Origin of the sequence: Nonomuraea ferruginea, assembly GCF_039540635.1 — a bacterium.
GTDB lineage: Bacteria > Actinomycetota > Actinomycetes > Streptosporangiales > Streptosporangiaceae > Nonomuraea > Nonomuraea ferruginea.
Genome location: NZ_BAABFD010000008.1, coordinates 90,265 through 108,831, shown reverse-complemented (window position 1 = coordinate 108,831; position 18,567 = coordinate 90,265). Strand labels below are relative to the sequence as shown.

The window sequence follows — 18,567 nt, the reverse complement described above, 5'->3', positions numbered from 1 at the left end:
GCGTGGCACCCAGAGGGAGGCCTCAAGATGTCCCGCAAGACTCTCCTCCGCACGGGCCCGCTCTCCCAGGGCGGCGCGGGCCCCTACGGACCTGTCGAGGAGCCCGTCGCCGGCGGGCTGACCCTGCCCGCGGGGTTCGGCGGCAGGGTGGTGGCCAGTTCCGGGAGCAAGGTGGCCGGGCTGACGTGGCACGCCGCGCCCGACGGGGGTGCCTGCTTCCCCGACGGCGACGGCTGGATCTACGTGTCCAACTCCGAGCTGTCGCTGCTCGGCGGCGCGGCGGCGATCCGCTTCCGGCCGGACGGCTCCGTCGGCGACGCCTACCGCATCCTGTCCGGCACCGAGCTCAACCGCGCCGGCGGCGCCACGCCCTGGAACACGTGGCTGTCGTGCGAGCTCGGCCACCGGGGCCGGGTGTTCGAGTGCGACCCGTACGGCGCCCGCGCGCCGCGGCCCCGGCTGGCCATGGGCCGGTTCAAGCACGAGGCGGCCGCCTGCGACCCCGACCGTCGGGTGGTCTACCTGACCGAGGGCGAGCCCGACGGCTGCTTCTACCGGTTCCGTCCGTACGACTGGGGCGACCTGACCGAGGGCGCGCTCGAGGTGCTGTGCGGCTCGGGCCGGTGGGAGCCGGTGCCGTGGCCGGCCGCGCTGCTCAAGGGCACCCGCCACCAGGTGCGCGGGGCGCGCCGGTTCGACCGCGCGGACGCCTGCCACTACGCGGGCGGCGTGTGCTTCTTCACCACCAGGGGCGACGGCGCGCTGTGGGCCTACGACGCCCAGACCTCGGCGGTGGAGCGGCTGTGCGACGGCGTGCGCGCCGTCACCGCGGCCCCGTCCGGCGACCTGTACGTGACCAGGCGGACCACGCGGATCGACGTGATCACTCCCGACCGCGAGATCGCCCCGTTCCTCACCCTCGCCGGTCACGCGGGCGCCGAGCTGACCGGGCTGGCGTTCGCGCCGGGCGGTGACCGGCTCTACTTCTCCGCCAGGCGGGGCTCGGATGAGGGTCACACGTTCGAGGTCACCGGCCCGTTCCGCAGATAGGCCACCAGCGCCCTCTTGAGCTCGGCGACGAGCTCGGCCGCCCGCGCCGGTCCGGCGGCGGAGACCAGCGGCATCACGGCCTTGACCATGGCCACCGCCATCGTGCCCATGAGCAGGGCGCGCGCCTCGTCCAGACCGGGGGAGCGGCGCCGCAGCATGGCCGCCACCTGCCCGGCGATCGCCTGGTGCAGCTGTTGTGAGGCCGCCGCCAGCTTGTCGCCGGTCGCGGAGCCGTACAGCAGCGACCAGTACGCGGGCGAGCGCGCCTTGAACGCCACGCTCTCGTCCACCACCCCGTCGACCAGGGCCTCCAGCGGCACCTCCGGGGTGACGGCGGCCAGCCGCGACTCCCAGAAGTCCCGCCGGCCGTCGGTGTAGCGGGTCACCAGGCCGTCGAGGATCTCCTCCTTGTTGCGGAAGAACTGGTAGAGCGAGCCCGGTGACAGCCCGGCGCGGGCCGCGACCTGGTTCGTGGTCATGTCCGGGTAGCCGATCTCGGCGATCACCTGTTCGGCCGCGTCGAGGATCTCCGCCATCCGTTTCAGGCCTCGCGCCTGACGGCGCACCGTGCGCTCAGCCATGGCACCCCACATTGACAAATACGAGCATTCACTTGTATTTCTGGGTCGGCGAACAAAACACGAGTAGTTTACCGAGTTTCAGGGGTGGATGGAGTGCTGATCACGGAGCGCGCGCCGGTGCGGCGCGATGCCGGGCCGCCGCTGCGCAGGCTGGGGTTCTTCCTGGTACGCAGGCGGCGGGCGGTCCTGGGGCTGGCCCTGGCGCTGTTCGTGCTGGCGGGGGCGCTGGCGGCGGGGGCGGTGCCGCGGCTGTCGCTGGCCAGGTTCGAGGCGCCGGGTTCGGAGTCCGACCGGGCGCAGGCCGAGCTGGCCGAGCGGTTCGGCACCGGCAGCCCGGACATGATCTTCCTGGTCACGGCCCGGCGGGGCACCGTGGACGACGAGGCCGTCGCCGCCCAGGGCCGGGAACTGGCGGCGCGGGTGGCCGGGCACGAGGGCGTGGCCGGGGTGGAGTCCTACTGGAGCCGGGGCCGGCCGCCCACGCTGCGCAGCGAGGACGGCCGGCACGCGCTGATCCTGGTGCGCGTCCCCGGCGACGCCGGGCACGTCCGGGCCACCGTGCTGCCCGCGCTGGTCCCCGAGATCACCGAGGGGACGGAACTCCTGGAGGTCCGCTCCGGCGGCGGCGAGGAGGTGTTCCGGGCGACCGTCCCGCTGGCCAGGCAGGACTTCGTCCGGGCCGAGCTGGTGATCTTCCCGCTGGCGTTCGCGCTGCTCTGGCTGTACCTGCGCCGGGCGGCGGCCGCGCTGGTGCCGATCCTGGCCGGGGTGTTCGCCATGGTGGCCGGGCTGGCGCTGCTTCGGGTCCCGCTCACGTACACCGATGTCTCCACTTTCGCGCTCAACCTGACCTTGGCCATGGGGCTCGGGCTGGGCATCGACTACAGCCTGTTCGTGATCGCCCGCTTCCGCGAGGAGGTGCGCGCCGGGCGCGACCGCGCCGCCGCCGTGGCCGGGGCGGTCGAGCACGCCGGGCGCACCGTGCTGTTCAGCGGGCTGACCGTCGCGGCCTCCCTCGCGGTCCTGTTCGCGCTGCCCTTCGACTTCCTGCGCTCGTTCGCGTACGCGGGCATCGCCGTGGTCGCCGGCGGTGTCGTGGCGGCGGTGGTCGTGCTGCCCGCCGTGCTCGCCGCGATCGGCGGCCGGATGCTGCCGCGGCGGGAGCGGCCGGCCCGGCCCGGCGGGTTCTGGGCGGCGCTGGCGGTGCGGGTGATGCGGCGGCCCCTGGCGTACGGCGGCGCGGCGGCGGCGCTGCTGCTCCTGCTGGCCTCGCCGTTCCTGAGCCTGCGCTTCGGCGTCGCCGACGACCGCGTCCTGCCGCCCGACGCCGCGCCCCGGCAGACCCAGGACATCATCCGCCAGGGCTTCCCCGCCGAGGAGACGGACGCCGTCCAGATCGTCTCCGCCGGCGCGGCGGGCGGGGACGTGACCCGGTACGCCGCCGCGCTGTCCCAGGTGCCGGGCGTCGCCCAGGTCGACTCCGCCGCCGGGATCTTCGCGGGCGGTCAGCGGGCGGGGGACGGCGACGTGTCCCGGTTCGCCGGGGAAGGGACCTGGCTGTCCGTGGTGCCCTCCGCCGAGGCGCTGGCCGACGACCCCGTCCGGCTGGTCGAGGCGGTGCGCGCGGTGCCGCCGCCGTTCGAGGTGCTGGTCGGCGGCTATCCGGCCGAGCTGGCCGACTACCGCGCCTCCGTGGTCGACCGGCTGCCGCTGCTGCTCGCGCTCATGCTCGGCGTGACGTTCGCCGTGCTGCTCGCCATGACCCGCAGCGTCCTGCTGCCCGTCAAGGCGACGCTGCTCAACGTGCTGAGCCTGGGTGTCATGCTCGGCGCCCTGGTCTGGGTCTTCCAGGAGGGCAACCTGTCGGGGGTGCTCGGGTTCACGCCGACCGGCTCGCTCGACCCGAGCATCCCCATCCTCATGCTCTGCGTGGCGTACGGGCTGTCGATGGACTACGAGGTGTTCCTCCTGTCGCGGATCAAGGAGGAGTACGACAGGACCGGCGACACCGAGCGGGCGGTGGCGTCCGGGCTGCAGGGCGGCGCCCCTCTGATCACCGCCGCCGGCGGCATCCTGGCGCTCACGTTCGCCGCCTACGCCACGGCCTCGGTCTCGTTCGTGCAGATGCTGGGCGTCGGCATGGCGGTCGTGGTGCTGGTGGACGCGACCTTGATCAGGGCGGTGCTGGTGCCGAGCCTGATGCGGCTGGCGGGCCCGCTCAACTGGTGGCCGCGAGGTCGAGCGACCACATCTCCTCGTTGAGCTCGATCCCGTTCTCCATCCCCTTCTCCTGGGAGTCGAGCCGGAACCCGGCGGCCTCGTAGACGCGCCGCGCGCTGGTCAGGCAGTCGCGGGTCCACAGCACCAGCCGCTCGCACCCGTCGGCCCTGGCGTGCCGCACGCACTCGTCCACCAGCCGCCGGCCCAGGCCCAGGCCGCGCGCGGACGGCTCCACCAGCAGCAGCCTGAGCTGCCCCGTGGTGTCGTCCTTGCGCATGTAGAAGACGGAGCCGGCGGGCCGGCCGCCGACCTCGGCGATCCAGGCCGTGTCGCGCGACGGGTCGAAGGCGGCGACGATCCGCGCCACCAACAGCTCGAAATCCCTGCCCCAGCCGTACTCCCTGGCGTAGAGCACGCCGTGCCGGTGGACCACCCAGCTCAGGTCGCCGTCCCTGAGCGGCCTGATCAGGCAGGACTCCGGCCCGGCGGGCGGGTCGAGCACGTCCCTGATCGCGCGCATGCCGGTGACCAGGCGCTCCCTGGCGTCCTCCGGCAATCCGGCGAGCAGGCGCTCGATGTCCTCGTTCGAGGCCTGGTCGAGCGTCTCGAACGCCTTCCGCCCCGCCGGGCTGAGCCGTACCACGTGTTTGCGCGCGTCGGCGGCCGAGCGCTCCCTGACGATCAGCCCGTCGCCGTCGAACCTGGCCAGGATCCGGCTCAGGTAGCCCGCGTCCAGGTCGAGCAGCGCCCGCAGCTCGCCGGTCCCGATCGAGTCCGCGTGCGCGACCTCGAACAGCACTCTGCCCTCGGTGAGCGAGTACGGCAGGTGGTGCATGCCGGCCTGCAGCACTCCGATGACCTTGGTGTAGAAGCGGTTGAAGGCCCGGACCTCAGAAACTCTTGCCTCTGTCAACGAATTCATTGCCTCAGTCAACCATGAGAGGATGGCCGTGTGAAGAGGCACCTTTACATAGGCGGCTACGGCCCCGGCATCATCGAGCCCGGAGGCGAGCTGACCCGCCTCGCCGCCCCCTCCTTCCTGGCGCGCCATCCCTCGCTTCCCGTGATCTACGCGGTGGGCGAGCTGGCCCAGGGCTGGATCACCGCCTTCGGCGCCGGAGGGCGCAGGCTGTCGCCGTGGGACGAGCGTTCCAGCGGGGGAGACAGCCCGTGCCACCTGGCCGTCCACCCGTCCGGGTCGCTCCTCGCGGTGGCCAACTACGGCGACGGCGCCGCCGCCCTCCACCGGCTCGACTCGCGCGGCGTGTTCGACGGCGACCCGATCGTGCTCCGCCACCACGGCTCCGGGCCCCACCCCGAGCGCCAGCGGGGGCCGCACGCCCACCAGGCCGTCTTCCACGAGGACCTGCTGTACGTCTCCGACCTCGGCACCGACGAGATCCGCCGCTACACCCTGGAGGGGGAGGCGCTGGAGCCGATCAGGCTGCCGCCGGGCACCGGCCCGCGCCACTTCGCCTTCGCCGGCTCGACCCTCTACGTCGCGGGCGAGCTCGACGGCACCGTCACCCGCCTGGCCGCCGGCGAGGACGGCATCCGGGTGCGCGCCTCCACCACCGTGACGGACAACGCCCCGTCCCACCTGGAGCTCGCCGGAGACCTGGTCTACGTGGCCAACCGCGGCCCCGACACGATCTCCGTCCTGCGGGCCGACGACCTGTCGCAGGTGGCGGAGGTGCCGTCGGGCGGCGCGTGGCCGCGCCACTTCGCGATCGACGGCGACCGCATGTACGTGGCCAACCAGCATTCGGGGAGCGTGGCGGAGTTCGCGCTCGCCGGCGGCGTCCCCGAGCCGACGGGTGAGGTGATCGAGGCCGAGGGCGCGTCCTGCGTGCTGCCCGCCTAGCCGGTCCCGCCTCTGATCACGAGCTCCGTCAGCATCCGCTTGAGCTGCTCCTCGGCGGCCTCCTTGGTCAGCCCGAGCCCGGCCAGCGCCTGCGCGGCCGGGTCCTCGTCCAGCGTGAGCAGGGCGAGCAGCAGGTGCTCTGTGCCGACGTAGTTGTGGCCGAGCCGCAGCGCCTCGCGCAGCGTCAGCTCCAGCGCCTTCCTGCCCTGCGCGGAGAACGGCGGCGTGGCCGGCGGGGCGTCGCCGCCCGGGCCGAGCGCGCTCTCCACCGCCTGCCTGACCTCGGCGAGCGGCGCGCCGAGCGTCACCATGGCCTTGGCCGCCAGCCCTTCGGGCTCGTGCAGCAGGCCGAGCACGAGGTGACCGGGGCCGATGTGGTCGTGCCCGAGGCGGCGCGCCTCCTCCTGTGACTTGACGATCACCACGCGGGCGCGGGCGGTGTAGCGCGCGTAGCTGCTCAGGTCCTCGGCGAGCGAGCCCTCCTTGGGCACGAACCGCTTCTGCGCCGCCTGCTTGGACACCCCCATGCTGCGGCCGATGTCGGTCCAGGACGCGCCGGAGTGGCGGGCCCTGTCGACGAAGTGGCCGATCAGATGGTCGGCCACTTCGCCCAGGTGCTCGCCCAGGGTGACCGCGTCGGACAGCTCGCCGAGCGGGTCGCCATCGGGGTAGCGGCTCTTGATGACCTCGATGAGGTCGTCGAGACGAACGGTGTGTTCCATGCGTCAACCATAGGTTGACGGCAAGTGACCGTCAACCCTCGGTTGACGCCATGGCCAGCTCCACCGCCTTCCGCCAGCGGTCGTACAGGGCGTCGTCCCGCCCGCCCGGCTCGAAACGGCGGTCGAGCTGCCAGGTCTTGCGCAGCTCTTCCCGCGAGCCCCACACCCCGGCGCCCAGCCCGGCCAGGAACGCCGCGCCCAGCGCCGTCGTCTCCTGGATCACCGGCCGCTCCACCGGCGTGCCGAGCTGGTCGGCCTGGAACTGCATGAGCAGGTCGTTGCCGCTGGCCCCGCCGTCGGCCTTGAGCACCGGCGGCCGGCCCTCGGCCGACGCCTCCACCACGTCACGCACCTCGAACGCGATCGCCTCCAGCGTGGCCCGCACCAGGTGCGCCCGGGTGGTGCCGCGGGTGATGCCGGTGATGAGCCCGCGCGCCTCCGGATCCCAGTGCGGCGCGCCCAGCCCGGTCAGCGCGGGCACGAACACCACGCCGCCGCTGTCGGGCACCGTGCGCGCGATCGCCTCGGACTCCGGGGCGGTGCCGATCAGCCCGAGCCCGTCGCGGAGCCACTGGATGGCCGCCCCGGTCACGAACACCGACCCCTCCAGCGCGTAGGTCCGCTCTCCCGAGGGCGCCTGCCAGGCCACGGTGGTCAGCAGCCCCGACTCCGAGCGGACGATCTCCCCGCCGGTGTTGGTCAGGATGAACGAGCCCGTCCCGTAGGTGCACTTGACCTCGCCCGCCGCGTAACAGGTCTGCCCGAACAGCGCCGCCTGCTGGTCGCCCGCCACCCCGCTGATTGGCAGCTCCAGCCCGAGGAACGCGCCCGGGTCCGTACGCCCGAGCTCCCCGAAGTTGGGCACCACCTCGGGCAGCGCCGACTCGGGCACCCCGAACAGCTCGCACAGCTCCGGCTCCCACGCGCCGGACTCCAGCCCGTACAGCAGCGTGCGCGAGGCGTTGGACGGGTCGGTCACGTGGCGCGCGCCCGCAGTGAGCCGGGCGATCAGGTAGGCGTCGACGGTGCCCACGACCACCCGGCCCGAGGTGACGCCCTCCCACACGGCCGGGTCGTTCTCGGCCAGCCAGGTGAGCTTGGAACCGGTGAAGTACGGGTCGAGGCGCAGCCCGGTCAGCTCGGCCACCCTCGGCTCGTGCCCGGCCGAGCGCAGTCGCTCGCAGATGCCGGCCGTGCGCCGGTCCTGCCACACGACGGCGCGGCGCGGCGCGGCCAGCGACCGGCGGTCCCACAGCACGGCCGTCTCACGCTGGTTGGTGATGCCGACGCAGGCCGGCGTCGTCGACGCCCCGGCCAGGGCGGCGGCGCAGGCGCTCAGCGTGGCCTGCCAGATGTCCTCGGGGTTGTGCTCCACCCAGCCCGGCCGCGGGAAGTGCTGGGCGAACTCCTCGTACCCCCTCGACTCGATCCGGCCGTCCTCGGTCACGACGAGTGCCGTAACACCCGTCGTTCCCGCGTCGATGGCCAACACACTCACGAAATCGCCTCCTGAACCGGGTTTGGGCCGCTACGCTCGCGTTTGGTCTAGACCAATGCCCGCTATGACGGGCACAATGCGATTCTGGTCGTGAACCACATCGGGAGGAACCCGCCATGCGTATAGGAGTGCTCACCGGGGGCGGAGACTGCCCCGGGCTGAACGCCGTGATCAGGGGCGTAGTCCGCAAGGGGGTGAGCGTCTACGGGCATGAGTTCGTCGGCTTCCGCGACGGCTGGCGCGGCCCCCTGGAGGGCGAGACCATGCCGCTCGACATCCAGGCCGTCCGGGGCATCCTGCCGCGCGGCGGCACGATACTCGGCTCCTCCAGGACCAACCCGCTCAAGATCGAGGGCGGCGTCGACCGGATCAAGGAGAACCTGGCGGCCACCGGGGTCGACGCGCTGATCGCCATCGGCGGCGAGGACACCCTCGGCGTCGCCAAGCAGCTCTTCGACCGCGACGTCAGGGTCGTCGGCGTGCCCAAGACGATCGACAACGACCTGTCGGGCACCGACTACACCTTCGGCTTCGACACCGCCGTCAACATCGCCACCGAGGCGATCGACCGGCTCCACACCACCGCCGAGTCCCACCACCGGGCGCTCATCTGCGAGGTCATGGGCCGCCACGCCGGGTGGATAGCGCTGCACGCCGGCATGGCCGGCGGCGCCAACGTCATCCTCATCCCGGAGAAGCCGTTCGACATCGACCGCGTCTGCGAGTACGTCGAGTCCCGCTTCCGCACCCGCTACTCGCCGATAATCGTGGTCGCCGAGGGCGCCCACCCGATCGAGGGGCAGATGCAGCTGCAGGCCGGCGAGCTGGACGCGTTCGGCCACGTCCGCCTGGGCGGCATCGGGGAGACGCTGGCCAAGGAGATCGAGAAGCGCACCGGCAAGGAGGCCCGCACGACCGTGCTCGGCCACATCCAGCGCGGCGGCACGCCCACCGCGTTCGACCGGGTGCTGGCCACCAGGTTCGGCCTGCAGGCGATCGACGCGGTGCACGACGGCGACTTCGGCAAGATGGTGGCGCTGCGCGGCACGGACATCGTCCGCATCGGGCTCGACGAGGCCACCGCCGAGCTCAAGACGGTCCCGGTCGAGCGTTACGCCGAGGCCGAGGTCTTCTTCGGCTGAGTGTCGCCGGGCTGTAAGTGACTTGCAAGCGGCCGGCCGTACCTTCTGGAGCAGCGGGGTTACCGCTACAACCCCCCTTCAGGGTACGGCTTGCGCCGCGGCGAGTCGGCGGCCCACCACGCGTCGCAAGCCGTACCTAGGAGATAGCTCAACCGCGGGGCGTGCCGAAGTAGTCCACATCCGGCGCGCCCTCGCCGTCGCGCGGGTGGGGGCCGGCCGCGCGGGTGAGGTACTCCTGCTCGTGGCGGAGCTCCCGCTCGCTGGGGGAGAGCATGACGGCCAGCAGCAGGCCCACCGTGACGACGGTGATGCCGACGAGCAGCGGCAGCAGGAAGTCGATGCCCGGCGTGCCCCCCACCGGCCCGGGGGTGTGGTGCGGCTCCACGGACATCCCCAGCATGCCGGTGTAGTGCATGCCCGACACCGCCACGCCCATGAGCAGGGCGGCGGCGCCGATCTTCAGCGCCCCGGTGACCCGACCGGCGAACCAGAGCGCCGCGGTGGCGGCGGCGATGGCGATGAGCACGGACAGGGCGACCGTGACCGGGTCGTAGGACACGTGCGCGGACATCCGCATCGCGGCCATGCCCAGGTAGTGCATGCCGGCCACGCCGACGCCGGCCAGCACGCCGCCGCTCAGCAGGAACGCCGGCCGCTGCCTGCCGTGGTGGGCCAGGAACAGGCCGGCGCCGACGACCACGATGGCCAGCAGGGCGGACGCGGCGGTGAGCGGCACGTCGTACTGGATCACGGTGCCGGCGACCGAGAAGCCCATCATGGCGATGAAGTGCATGGTCCAGATGCCGGTGCCGCCGATGGCGACGGCCGCGCCGATCAGCCAGTAGGCGCTCTCGCGTCCTTCCGCGAGCCGCGCGCGGGAGCTGAGCAGCAGGCCGAGCATGCAGCCCAGGCTGGACATGGCGTAGGCGAGGACGGGCGTGAGCCCGCCGTGCGCGAAGTGGTCGATCGGCGACATATCCCGCCCCTTGGTTCGGTTGGCAGGAGTATGCGGGCGGGGTAGATGAAAGCGCAACTAACGATTTCGTGTCGGCCGAAAGGGTTCCCACCTGGGAGAGGGCCGGCAAAGGCGAGGCAAGCTCACGACGTTCGCGAGCGTCCCGCGCGGACTAAACTCGATGCCGCGAGGCGTTGTTTCTACCGCGCATCCCCTGTCTCCCCCGGAGGTTCCACCATGACGATGCCAGCCCTGGGCGAGCCGTGCGTTCTGCTCAAACTGGGCGAGATCGTCCTCAAGGGCAAGAACCGCGAGCTGTTCGAACGCCGACTCATCGGCAACATCCGCCAGGCGCTCAAGGAGTTCGACCTCAAGGTCGACGTGCGCAGGCGCCACGGCGTCATCGCGATCTTCCTGCCCGAAGGCACCACCGCCGAGCAGGCGCATGCCGTGGCCGAGCGGGTCGCCGACGTGCCCGGCCTGGTGTGGATCCACCCCGCCTGGCGGGTCGCCAAGGACCCCGAGACCGTGCTCAAGGCCGGGCTCGCGCTGTTCGCCGAGCGCGAGGAGGTCAAGCGCAAGGCCAGCTTCGCGGTCCGCTCCCGCCGCCGCGACAAGCGCTTCCCGCTGCGCTCCAACGAGCTCGACCGGCTCGTCGGCGGCGCCATCAACGACGAGTACGGCCTGCCGGTCGACCTGAAGAACCCCGAGCTGACCCTCTTCGTCGAGGTCGACAGGGACGAGGTGTTCGTCTTCACCGGCGGCCTGCCCGGCCAGGGCGGGCTCCCGGTCGGCAGCAGCGGCCGGGCGCTGGTGCTCATGTCCGGAGGCATCGACTCGCCGGTGGCCGCCTACCGCATGATGCGGCGCGGGCTGCACGTCGACTTCCTCCACTTCTCCGGCATCCCGTTCACCACGTCCGAGTCCATCTACAAGGCCTACGCGCTGGTCAGGAAGCTCGACCGGTTCCAGGGCGGGGCGCGGCTCTGGGTGGTGCCGTTCGGCAAGGCCCAGCAGTCGATCCGCAACTCCGGCCAGGACCGGCTCGCCGTGATCGCCCAGCGGCGGCTGATGCTCAAGACGGCCGAGGAGGTCGCCCACCGCATCCGCGCCGGGGCCCTGATCACCGGCGACGCGCTCGGCCAGGTGTCCTCCCAGACGCTGGCCAACATCACCGCCCAGGACCACGCCGTCGACCTGCCGATCCTGCGTCCCCTGGTGGGCTGGGACAAGACCGAGATCATGGCCGAGGCCCGGCGCATCGGCACGCTGGAGATCTCCGAGCTGCCCGACGAGGACTGCTGCTCGCTCCTCGCCCCGCGCCGCGCCGAGACCCGCGCCAAGATCGAGGATCTCAAGCAGATCGAGAAGCGCCTCGACGCCGAGGAGCTGGCCGTCCAGCTCGCCGACTCCATCCAGGAATACAAGCTCTGACATCGGCGGGGCCCGTGGCGGGCCCCGCCGGGGTCTCAGACCGTCAGCGCGGCGGCGGCCGTCTTGCCCAGCAGCGGCGGGAAGTCGCGCATCACCTGGGCCAGCTCGCCCAGGTCGGTGTCGACCAGCGCCTGCGGCCCGTCACACAGCGCCTGCTCCGGCCGCGGGTGCACGTCGATGATCACCCCGTCGGCGCCGGCCGCGATGGCCGCCCTGCTCAGCGGCAGCACCAGGTCGCGCCGGCCGCCCGAGTGGGACGGGTCCACGATCACCGGCAGGTGCGACAGGCGCTGCGCCACCGGCACCGCCGACACGTCCAGCGTGTTGCGGGTGGCGGTCTCGAAGGTCCTGATGCCCCGCTCGCACAGCACCACGTCCAGGTTGCCGCGCTGCGCGATGTACTCGGCCGCCATCAGCCACTCCTCCATGGTGCTGCTCATGCCGCGCTTGAGCAGCACCGGCTTCCCGGCCGCGCCGACCGCCTGCAGCAGCCCGAAGTTCTGCGCGTTGCGGGTGCCGACCTGCAGCATGTCCACGTACGAGGCCACCAGCGGCACGTCCTGGGCCTCCACCACCTCGGTCACGATCGGCAGCCCGGTCCGCTCGCGCACGTCGGCCAGAATGCGCAGCCCCGCCTCACCCAGCCCCTGGAACGCGTAGGGCGAGGTGCGCGGCTTGTAGGCGCCGCCGCGCAGCAGCGTCGCCCCGGCGGCCTGGGCCATCCTGGCCGCGTCCAGCGTCTGCTCCGGCGTCTCCACCGCGCACGGCCCGGCGATCAGTGTCACCGTGCCCGGCCCGATCGGCACCCCGCTCACGTGGACCGTCGAGCGTTCGGGATGGTTCTCCCTGCTGACCAGCTTGTACGGGGTCGAGACGCGCATCACGTCGCGCACCCCCGCCATGCCGCGCAGGCTGGCGGCGTCGAGCTGGGTCACGTCGCCTACCAGGCCGACGATCGTGCGCTGCACCCCCTTGCTCACGAACGCCTCCACACCGGCCGACTGCACGACGCCGACGACGGTCGCCACGTGCGCGGAGGTGGCCTCCGGGCCCATCACGATGACCATGTGTACTCCTTCGGGAAACGCAGAAGGCCCCGGGTCCTGTCGGACCCGGGGCCTTCGTGCTCGCCTATGTCTGCTAGCGCAGCGCTAGGTGGCGAACGGTCCGACCGATGGGTCCGTCGCCATACCAAAACAGGAACGCGGTGCGCATAGTGCCGCAATAGTACCCCACCTCGACCCGCTGCCGAGCCGCACACCGACCGGTGGGAGGATGGCACCCGACCGCGATACCGGTGAGGGGAGCAGTAATCGTGGAGGAGACGCGCCTGCCGCCAGGCCAGTACGTCCCCCGCGGCCTACCTGTGATCCACTACGGCCGGGTGCCCCCGTTCAAGCCGGAGTCGTGGGACTTCCAGGTGTTCGGCGCCACCGCCTCGGGCGAGGAGCGCCGCTTCGGCTGGGAGGAGTTCGCCGGCCTGCCCCGCGTGACCCGGGTCGCCGACTTCCACTGTGTGACCAAGTTCTCCGTGCCGGGCCTGGAGTGGAGCGGCGTGCCGCCGGCCGCCCTCGCCGCGGCCGTGCCGCCCGACCCGGGCGTGCGCCACGTGATGATCTGGGCCGAGTACGGCTACAGCGCCAACCTCCGGTGGTCCGACTTCACCGCGCCCGCCACGCTCTTCGCCACCGAGCTGGCCGAGAAGCCGCTCTCCGCCGAGCACGGCGCGCCCGTCCGCCTCGTGGTGCCCCATCTCTACGGGTGGAAGAGCGTCAAGTGGGTGCGCGCGATCGAGTATCTCCTGGAGGACCGCCGGGGCTTCTGGGAGGAACGCGGCTACCACAACGTCGCCGACCCCTGGCGCGAACAGCGCTACTCCTACCAGGAGGATCCGGGCGACGGCCCCCCATGAGGTGACCTGCGGGTTTCCGCCCACGCCTGGGTGGTTGTTGGCTACGGTTGCCCGCATGCTGACCACCGCCTGCGTGGTGCTCCCCTGTCTCGCCTTCATCCTCGGCCACACCCTTGCCCGGCGCCGCGCCGTGCCCGAACGCCGCCCGGACCGGGAGGCGACCTTCACGACCCTGCACCTCGCCGCCCTGGCGGCCCCCGCCCTGCGGGCCGGGCTCAACCGCGACTCCGCGCGCAGGGCCGTACGCCATCTGCACGCCCTGCTCGGCACGTACGCGGTCGCGATCACCTCCACCGAGGCCGCGCTGGCGTGGGACGGCCCCTGCACCGACGAGGTCCTCACCTACGCCAGGTCGGCGCTCGCCTCGGGGCGGGCGCAGGTGTTCGCCGGCGAGCCGTACGGCGCGGTCGTGGTGCCGCTGACCGTCGACGGCAGGATCGTCGGGACGCTGGCGGCCTTCGACGACGAGCTCAGCGCCGGCCTGGTGCGCACCGTCGGCGAGGTCGGCCGATGGATGTCGGGCCAGCTGGAGCTGGCCGAGCTGGACTCCTCGCGGCGGCGCGCGCTGGAGGCCGACAGGCGGGCGCTGCGCGCGCAGATCTCGCCGCACTTCGTCTACAACGCGCTCACCACCATCGCCTCGTTCGTCCGCACCGACCCCAAGCGCGCCCGGGAGCTGCTGCTCGACTTCGCGGACTTCGCCCGGTACGCGCTGCGCCGGGCGCACGACTTCACCACCCTCGCCGACGAGCTCACCTGCGTCGACCGCTACCTGCTCCTGGAACGTGCCAGGTTCGGCGACAAGCTGCGCTTCAGCCTCCAGGTGGCGCCCGAGGTGCTGCCCGTGCCCGTCCCGTTCCTGTGCCTGCAGCCGCTGGTCGAGAACGCCATCAAGCACGGCATGCGGGGCCGCGCCGGTGAGGTGCGGATCGTCGCCCGCGACGCCGGGCCGGAGGCGCACATCACGGTCGAGGACGACGGCGCCGGGATGGACCCCGAATGCGCCAGGCGCGTCCTGGACGACGACCCCGGCCGCGAGGGCACCGGCATCGGCCTGGCCAACGTGGACCTGCGCCTGCGCCAGATCTACGGCGACGGCTACGGGCTGGTGGTCGAGACGGCGCTGGGCGCGGGCACGAAAGTGCGGCTGCGGGTGCCCAAGGCACAGTTGACCTCTCTGTGACGCGATTGTGACGCAGCGTGTTCTTGGGCCTTGTGGGGCAGGCGTTTCTGGTGCAGCGTAGTGACATGCTTCGTGTTCTGGCCGTCGACGACGAGGTGCCCGCGCTGGAGGAGCTCGCCTACCTGCTGCGCCAGGACAGCCGCGTCGAGCAGGTGCTGACCGCCTCCGACGGGGTCGCGGCGCTGCAGGACATGGTCCAGATGGTGGCCTCGGGCGAGCGGCTCGACGCCGTGTTCCTCGACATCCGCATGCCCGGCCTCGACGGCCTCGACCTGGCCCGGCTGGTCGGCGGCTTCCCCAGCCCGCCGAAGCTGGTGTTCGTCACCGCCCACGACGAGTGCGCGGTGCAGGCCTTCGAGCTGGAGGCCGTCGACTACCTCCTCAAGCCCGTCAGGGCGGAGCGGCTGTCGGAGGCGGTGCGCAGGCTGGAGGTCTCCTCCTCGCCGCCCGCCGACCCCTGCCACGACGACGTGATCCCGGTCGAGCTGGGCGGCCGCACCCGGTTCGTGCCGCAGCAGGCCGTGCGCTTCGCCGAGGCGCAGGGCGACTACGTGCGCCTGCACACCGTGGACGGCAGCTACCTCGTCCGCATGTCCCTGGCGGCGCTGGAGCGCCGCTGGGCGGACGCCGGGTTCATCCGGGTCCACCGCAGCACACTGGTCTCCAGCCGCCACGTGAGCGAGCTCCGGTTCGAGGGCGGCCGCGTCACCCTGACCGTCGGCACCGAGACCCTCCAGGTCAGCCGCAGGCACAGCAGGCAGGTCCGCGAGCAGCTGGTCCGCCAGCACCGCGGCGTCATGTCCTGACCCCCGCTCGTCCCCGGGCGGGCGTGAACGAGAAGCCGCCGCACACCCGTCCGCCGGGCTGCCCGGGTCCGTTGACGATCGTGATTTCCCAGGTCACACGGCCTCGCGCGGCCTCATCGCGGACCCACCGGGAACCCCAGGGGAGACCCGGGGCGGGCACGGAGCGACCGCTCGACGCGCCCCGGTGACCGCTCGTCGTGCGCGCACTCTCCGCACATCGATGGCTACACGCCGTTCAGCGAGCTGTCAGCCAAGGGGGTTTCCCCAGGTAGATCACGACCGTAGTGTTTCGGCATCGGAGCCACCCGGCGCATCTGGGGGGACGAGCCGGAAGGCTCACCGCATGTGCCGGATCCATGGTGACCACCAGGTCACCTCGGCTGTCGGGCCCTCAACCGGGGGGTTGGGCCCGCCGGCCGGACACGTGCAGGGGCGCCCGCCGGGGCCGCGGCAAGACCGCGATCCGGCCACACGGGGGCGGCCGGATCCCACCGGCGGGCGCCCCTTGCACGTAAGACGCCTCGTCAGCCCTCGTCGCGCAGGCGCTTCAGAGTGGCGATGTCCTCGCGGTGCTTGTCGGCCTTGCCGGGGGTCTCGATGCACAGGGGCACGCCCGCGGCCGCCGGATGACGCATCAGCTCGGCGAAGGGGCGGGTGCCGATGTGGCCCGCGCCGATGTTCTCATGACGGTCCTTCTTGGCGCCGCACACGTCCTTGGAGTCGTTGGCGTGGACGAGCTTCAGGCGGCCGGGCGCGATCTTGTAGAGCAGGTCGAGCGTGGCGCCGACGCCGCCCTCCGCGGCCAGGTCGTGGCCGGCGGCGAAGGCGTGGCAGGTGTCGAGGCAGACGCCGGCCCGCGGATGCCAGTCGAGCGCCGCCAGGTAGGGCTCCAGGTCGTCGACCGTGGCGCAGAGCATCGCACCCTGCCCCGCCATCGGCTCCAGCAGCAGGTCGGGCCCGCCGTCGGGGATCTCGTCGAGCAGCGGCAGCAGGTGCTCGCGGAGCTGACGCATCGCGTCGTCGCGCGGCTGCGACACCGCCGACCCGGTGTGCACCACGACGCCCTTGGCCCCGATGTCGGCGCCGCGCCGCAGCGTGTGGCGGACCACCGCCACCGAGTTGGCCAGCGTCTCGGCGCTGGGCGAGCCGAAGTTGGCCAGATACGGGACGTGGACGAAGGTCTCGACACCGGACTCGGCGAGCGCCGCGTCCTGGTCGGGCTTGCCGGGATTGAGCGCCCAGCCGCGCGGGTTGGTGACGAAAACCTGGATCATCTCGGCGCCGATGTCGGCCATGTAGGCGAGGCCGCCCTTGGCCAGGCCGCCGGTGACGAGCACGTGGCCGCCGATGAGAGAGCGTGAGGTCATGATGACCCCCAGTCTACGGGCGGGGAGAGTCCGCGCTGGTCAGCGGCCAGGAGCCCGCCGGGGTTGGAGCATGACACGAAAAGTCTTGGCCAACCCGGGCGCCGGTTCGGAGTTCTCGCGGATGGACCGGGCACGACCGGCGTGTGTGTACTCGTCTCATGCCGCACACGCCCGCGGGTCTGGCCGCCTTCAACGCCCTGGACCGGGAGGGCGCGGAGAAGGAGCTGCTCGCCTGCTGCGCCTCCCGCGCCTTCGCCCGGGAGGTCGCCGCGGGCCGCCCGTACCCGGACCAGGACAGGCTGGCCGACGCCGCCGGGCGGGCCGTGCTGGCGCTCGGCTGGCCCGACGTGCTGGAGGCGCTGGGCGCGCACCCGCGCATCGGCGAGCGGCCGGCCGGCGACTCGCGCGAGTCCGCCTGGTCCCGCCGCGAGCAGGCCGGGGTCGAGGACGGGCTGCGCGCCGCGCTCGCCGAGGGCAACCGCGCCTACGAGGACCGCTTCGGGCACGTCTACCTCGTCTGCGCCACCGGCCTGACCGGCGCCGAGATGCTCCGGCTGCTGCGCGAGCGCCTCGGCCACGACGAGGAGACCGAGCGCCGCACCGTACGGGAGGAACTCGCGAAGATCACCCGGCTGCGGGCCGGCAAGCTGGCGGAGGGCGTCCGATGAGCTTCTCGACGCACGTGCTCGACGCGACGACCGGCCGGCCGGCGGCCGGGATGCGCGTGCGGCTGGAGCACGAGGGCGCGGTCGTGGCCGAGGGCGTCACCGACGCCGACGGCCGGATCAAGGGCTGGCGGCCGGGGGCCGGGGTGCACCGGGTGGTGTTCGACACCGGCGCGCACCTGGCCGACACCTTCTACCCGGAGGTCGTCATCACCTTCACCGTGGCCGACCCCGGTGACCACTACCACGTGCCGCTCCTGCTCAGCCCGTACGCGTACTCGACCTACCGAGGGAGCTAGATGGCGATCGTTCTCGGACCCAACCGCTACGGCAAGGCGGAGACCAGGCTGGTACGGGTCGTCAGGGACGGCGGCGTCCACCACGTCAAGGATGTCAACGTCAGCACCTCGCTGTCCGGCGCCATGAGCGAGGCGCACCTCACCGGCGACAACGCCGCCGTGCTGCCGACCGACACGCAGAAGAACACCGCGTACGCCCTGGCCCGCGAGCACGGCGTCGGCCAGATCGAGGACTTCGCCCTGCTGCTCGCCCGCCACTTCACCGGGCACGACACGATCCACCACGCCAGGGTCGCGGTCGAGGAGTACGGGTGGAACCGGATCGGCGACACCGGCCACTCCTTCGCCCGCGACGGCGGCGAGGTGCGCACCTGCGTGGCGCACCACGACCGCGACGGCCGCGCCAGCGTGGTGTCCGGGCTGACCGGGCTGGTGGTGATGAACACGACCGGCTCGGAGTTCCACGGCTTCCTCACCGACCCCTACACCACGCTGGAGCCGGCCACCGACCGCATCCTCGCCACCGCCGTGGACGCCCGCTGGCGGCACGCGGGCACGAGCGCCGACTTCGCCGCGTCCTTCGCGCTGGTGCGCGGCTGCCTGCTGGAGGCGTTCGCCGGCACGCACAGCCTGTCGTTGCAGCAGACCCTGTACGCGATGGGGGAGCGGGTGCTGGCCGCCTGCCCGGACATCTGCGAGATCAGGCTCACCCTGCCGAACAGGCACCACTTCCCCGTCGACCTGGCCCCGTTCGGGCTGGACAACGAGAACGAGATCTTCTACGCGGCAGACCGGCCCTACGGCCTGATCGAAGGCACGGTGCTGCGCGACGACGCGCCCGGCGCCGGATTCGCCTGGGAGTGAGAGCG

At 72.5% G+C, this 18,567-nt stretch carries 18 protein-coding genes; 11 read left to right on the top strand and 7 right to left on the bottom strand.

The features are described from left to right. The first annotated feature begins 27 nt into the window (after positions 1 to 27). The gene (locus ABD999_RS16940) at positions 28 to 1,050 is read left to right on the top strand and encodes an alkaline phosphatase PhoX (RefSeq protein ID WP_271275363.1); all 1,023 of its coding nucleotides are present in this window, start codon (positions 28 to 30) and stop codon (positions 1,048 to 1,050) included. Here ABD999_RS16940 and ABD999_RS16935 read toward each other — a convergent pair. Beyond that, a complete protein-coding gene (locus ABD999_RS16935; protein ID WP_271275362.1) occupies positions 1,014 to 1,631 on the bottom strand; it encodes a TetR/AcrR family transcriptional regulator in 618 nt (205 codons plus the stop codon). The genes ABD999_RS16940 and ABD999_RS16935 overlap by 37 nt on opposite strands. Positions 1,632 to 1,724: 93 nt before the next feature. On the opposite strand from ABD999_RS16935, the gene ABD999_RS16930 reads away from it, so the two are divergent. Continuing rightward, complete coding sequence (locus ABD999_RS16930) at positions 1,725 to 3,893, top strand: MMPL family transporter (RefSeq protein WP_271275361.1); 2,169 nt, start codon at positions 1,725 to 1,727, stop codon at positions 3,891 to 3,893. Here ABD999_RS16930 and ABD999_RS16925 read toward each other — a convergent pair. Continuing rightward, positions 3,850 to 4,773, bottom strand: a complete 924-nt coding sequence (locus ABD999_RS16925; protein ID WP_219544647.1) for a bifunctional helix-turn-helix transcriptional regulator/GNAT family N-acetyltransferase — start codon at positions 4,771 to 4,773, stop codon at positions 3,850 to 3,852. The genes ABD999_RS16930 and ABD999_RS16925 overlap by 44 nt on opposite strands. Positions 4,774 to 4,803: 30 nt before the next feature. On the opposite strand from ABD999_RS16925, the gene ABD999_RS16920 reads away from it, so the two are divergent. Continuing rightward, entirely contained in the window at positions 4,804 to 5,715 is a 912-nt protein-coding gene (locus ABD999_RS16920; RefSeq protein WP_271275360.1) for a lactonase family protein, read from the top strand. Here the strand turns inward: ABD999_RS16920 and ABD999_RS16915 are convergent. Together ABD999_RS16915 and glpK are read right to left on the bottom strand one after the other, a co-directional pair. After that, positions 5,712 to 6,437, bottom strand: a complete 726-nt coding sequence (locus ABD999_RS16915; protein ID WP_148032770.1) for a Clp protease N-terminal domain-containing protein — start codon at positions 6,435 to 6,437, stop codon at positions 5,712 to 5,714. The genes ABD999_RS16920 and ABD999_RS16915 overlap by 4 nt on opposite strands. Positions 6,438 to 6,468: 31 nt before the next feature. Next, on the bottom strand, positions 6,469 to 7,935 hold the full coding sequence (gene glpK, locus ABD999_RS16910) for a glycerol kinase GlpK (RefSeq protein ID WP_271275359.1): 1,467 nt from the start codon (positions 7,933 to 7,935) through the stop codon (positions 6,469 to 6,471). Positions 7,936 to 8,051: 116 nt separating this feature from the next. Here glpK and ABD999_RS16905 point away from each other — a divergent pair, with 116 nt between their 5' ends. Next, positions 8,052 to 9,077, top strand: coding sequence for a 6-phosphofructokinase (locus ABD999_RS16905; RefSeq protein ID WP_148032768.1), 1,026 nt, complete (start codon positions 8,052 to 8,054; stop codon positions 9,075 to 9,077). A gap of 148 nt (positions 9,078 to 9,225) precedes the next feature. Here ABD999_RS16905 and ABD999_RS16900 read toward each other — a convergent pair whose 3' ends face one another. Beyond that, entirely contained in the window at positions 9,226 to 10,053 is an 828-nt protein-coding gene (locus ABD999_RS16900; protein WP_271275358.1) for an MHYT domain-containing protein, read from the bottom strand. A 216-nt stretch (positions 10,054 to 10,269) separates the two neighbouring features. On the opposite strand from ABD999_RS16900, the gene thiI reads away from it, so the two are divergent. Next, positions 10,270 to 11,466, top strand: a complete 1,197-nt coding sequence (gene thiI / locus ABD999_RS16895; protein WP_148032766.1) for a tRNA uracil 4-sulfurtransferase ThiI — start codon at positions 10,270 to 10,272, stop codon at positions 11,464 to 11,466. A gap of 35 nt (positions 11,467 to 11,501) precedes the next feature. Here thiI and aroF read toward each other — a convergent pair whose 3' ends face one another. Beyond that, on the bottom strand, positions 11,502 to 12,533 hold the full coding sequence (gene aroF / locus ABD999_RS16890) for a 3-deoxy-7-phosphoheptulonate synthase (protein WP_271275357.1): 1,032 nt from the start codon (positions 12,531 to 12,533) through the stop codon (positions 11,502 to 11,504). Between the two features lie 248 nt (positions 12,534 to 12,781). Here aroF and ABD999_RS16885 point away from each other — a divergent pair, with 248 nt between their 5' ends. From ABD999_RS16885 to ABD999_RS16875, 3 genes are all read left to right on the top strand, one after another. Next, positions 12,782 to 13,378, top strand: coding sequence for a molybdopterin-dependent oxidoreductase (locus tag ABD999_RS16885; RefSeq protein WP_219543360.1), 597 nt, complete (start codon positions 12,782 to 12,784; stop codon positions 13,376 to 13,378). Between the two features lie 55 nt (positions 13,379 to 13,433). Then, a complete protein-coding gene (locus tag ABD999_RS16880) occupies positions 13,434 to 14,561 on the top strand; it encodes a sensor histidine kinase (protein ID WP_148032763.1) in 1,128 nt (375 codons plus the stop codon). A 65-nt stretch (positions 14,562 to 14,626) separates the two neighbouring features. Further along, positions 14,627 to 15,367, top strand: coding sequence for a LytR/AlgR family response regulator transcription factor (locus ABD999_RS16875; protein ID WP_148032762.1), 741 nt, complete (start codon positions 14,627 to 14,629; stop codon positions 15,365 to 15,367). A 524-nt stretch (positions 15,368 to 15,891) separates the two neighbouring features. Here ABD999_RS16875 and ABD999_RS16870 read toward each other — a convergent pair. Then, a complete protein-coding gene (locus ABD999_RS16870) occupies positions 15,892 to 16,734 on the bottom strand; it encodes a deoxyribonuclease IV (protein WP_271275356.1) in 843 nt (280 codons plus the stop codon). A 158-nt stretch (positions 16,735 to 16,892) separates the two neighbouring features. Between ABD999_RS16870 and uraD the strand changes: the two genes are divergently transcribed. Genes uraD through pucL form a run of 3 tightly spaced genes read left to right on the top strand, consistent with a single transcriptional unit; the run spans position 16,893 to position 18,562 of the window. After that, entirely contained in the window at positions 16,893 to 17,402 is a 510-nt protein-coding gene (uraD, locus tag ABD999_RS16865) for a 2-oxo-4-hydroxy-4-carboxy-5-ureidoimidazoline decarboxylase (RefSeq protein WP_271275355.1), read from the top strand. Then, the gene (uraH, locus tag ABD999_RS16860; RefSeq protein WP_271275354.1) at positions 17,399 to 17,698 is read left to right on the top strand and encodes a hydroxyisourate hydrolase; all 300 of its coding nucleotides are present in this window, start codon (positions 17,399 to 17,401) and stop codon (positions 17,696 to 17,698) included. The genes uraD and uraH overlap by 4 nt, the downstream gene beginning before the upstream one ends. Next, positions 17,699 to 18,562, top strand: a complete 864-nt coding sequence (gene pucL, locus ABD999_RS16855) for a factor-independent urate hydroxylase (RefSeq protein ID WP_271275353.1) — start codon at positions 17,699 to 17,701, stop codon at positions 18,560 to 18,562. It abuts the gene before it with no gap. Positions 18,563 to 18,567 lie beyond the last annotated feature (5 nt).

What these genes read in the sequence shown, in the direction of transcription:
- ABD999_RS16940 (WP_271275363.1), top strand. Translation starts at nt 28, where the DNA reads ATGTCCCGCAAGACTCTCCTCCGCACGGGCCCGCTCTCCCAGGGCGGC.
- ABD999_RS16935 (WP_271275362.1), bottom strand. Translation starts at nt 1,631, where the DNA reads ATGGCTGAGCGCACGGTGCGCCGTCAGGCGCGAGGCCTGAAACGGATG.
- ABD999_RS16925 (WP_219544647.1), bottom strand. Translation starts at nt 4,773, where the DNA reads ATGAATTCGTTGACAGAGGCAAGAGTTTCTGAGGTCCGGGCCTTCAAC.
- ABD999_RS16915 (WP_148032770.1), bottom strand. Translation starts at nt 6,437, where the DNA reads ATGGAACACACCGTTCGTCTCGACGACCTCATCGAGGTCATCAAGAGC.
- ABD999_RS16905 (WP_148032768.1), top strand. Translation starts at nt 8,052, where the DNA reads ATGCGTATAGGAGTGCTCACCGGGGGCGGAGACTGCCCCGGGCTGAAC.
- ABD999_RS16900 (WP_271275358.1), bottom strand. Translation starts at nt 10,053, where the DNA reads ATGTCGCCGATCGACCACTTCGCGCACGGCGGGCTCACGCCCGTCCTC.
- thiI (WP_148032766.1), top strand. Translation starts at nt 10,270, where the DNA reads ATGACGATGCCAGCCCTGGGCGAGCCGTGCGTTCTGCTCAAACTGGGC.
- aroF (WP_271275357.1), bottom strand. Translation starts at nt 12,533, where the DNA reads ATGGTCATCGTGATGGGCCCGGAGGCCACCTCCGCGCACGTGGCGACC.
- ABD999_RS16880 (WP_148032763.1), top strand. Translation starts at nt 13,434, where the DNA reads ATGCTGACCACCGCCTGCGTGGTGCTCCCCTGTCTCGCCTTCATCCTC.
- ABD999_RS16875 (WP_148032762.1), top strand. Translation starts at nt 14,627, where the DNA reads ATGCTTCGTGTTCTGGCCGTCGACGACGAGGTGCCCGCGCTGGAGGAG.
- ABD999_RS16870 (WP_271275356.1), bottom strand. Translation starts at nt 16,734, where the DNA reads ATGACCTCACGCTCTCTCATCGGCGGCCACGTGCTCGTCACCGGCGGC.
- uraD (WP_271275355.1), top strand. Translation starts at nt 16,893, where the DNA reads ATGCCGCACACGCCCGCGGGTCTGGCCGCCTTCAACGCCCTGGACCGG.
- uraH (WP_271275354.1), top strand. Translation starts at nt 17,399, where the DNA reads ATGAGCTTCTCGACGCACGTGCTCGACGCGACGACCGGCCGGCCGGCG.
- pucL (WP_271275353.1), top strand. Translation starts at nt 17,699, where the DNA reads ATGGCGATCGTTCTCGGACCCAACCGCTACGGCAAGGCGGAGACCAGG.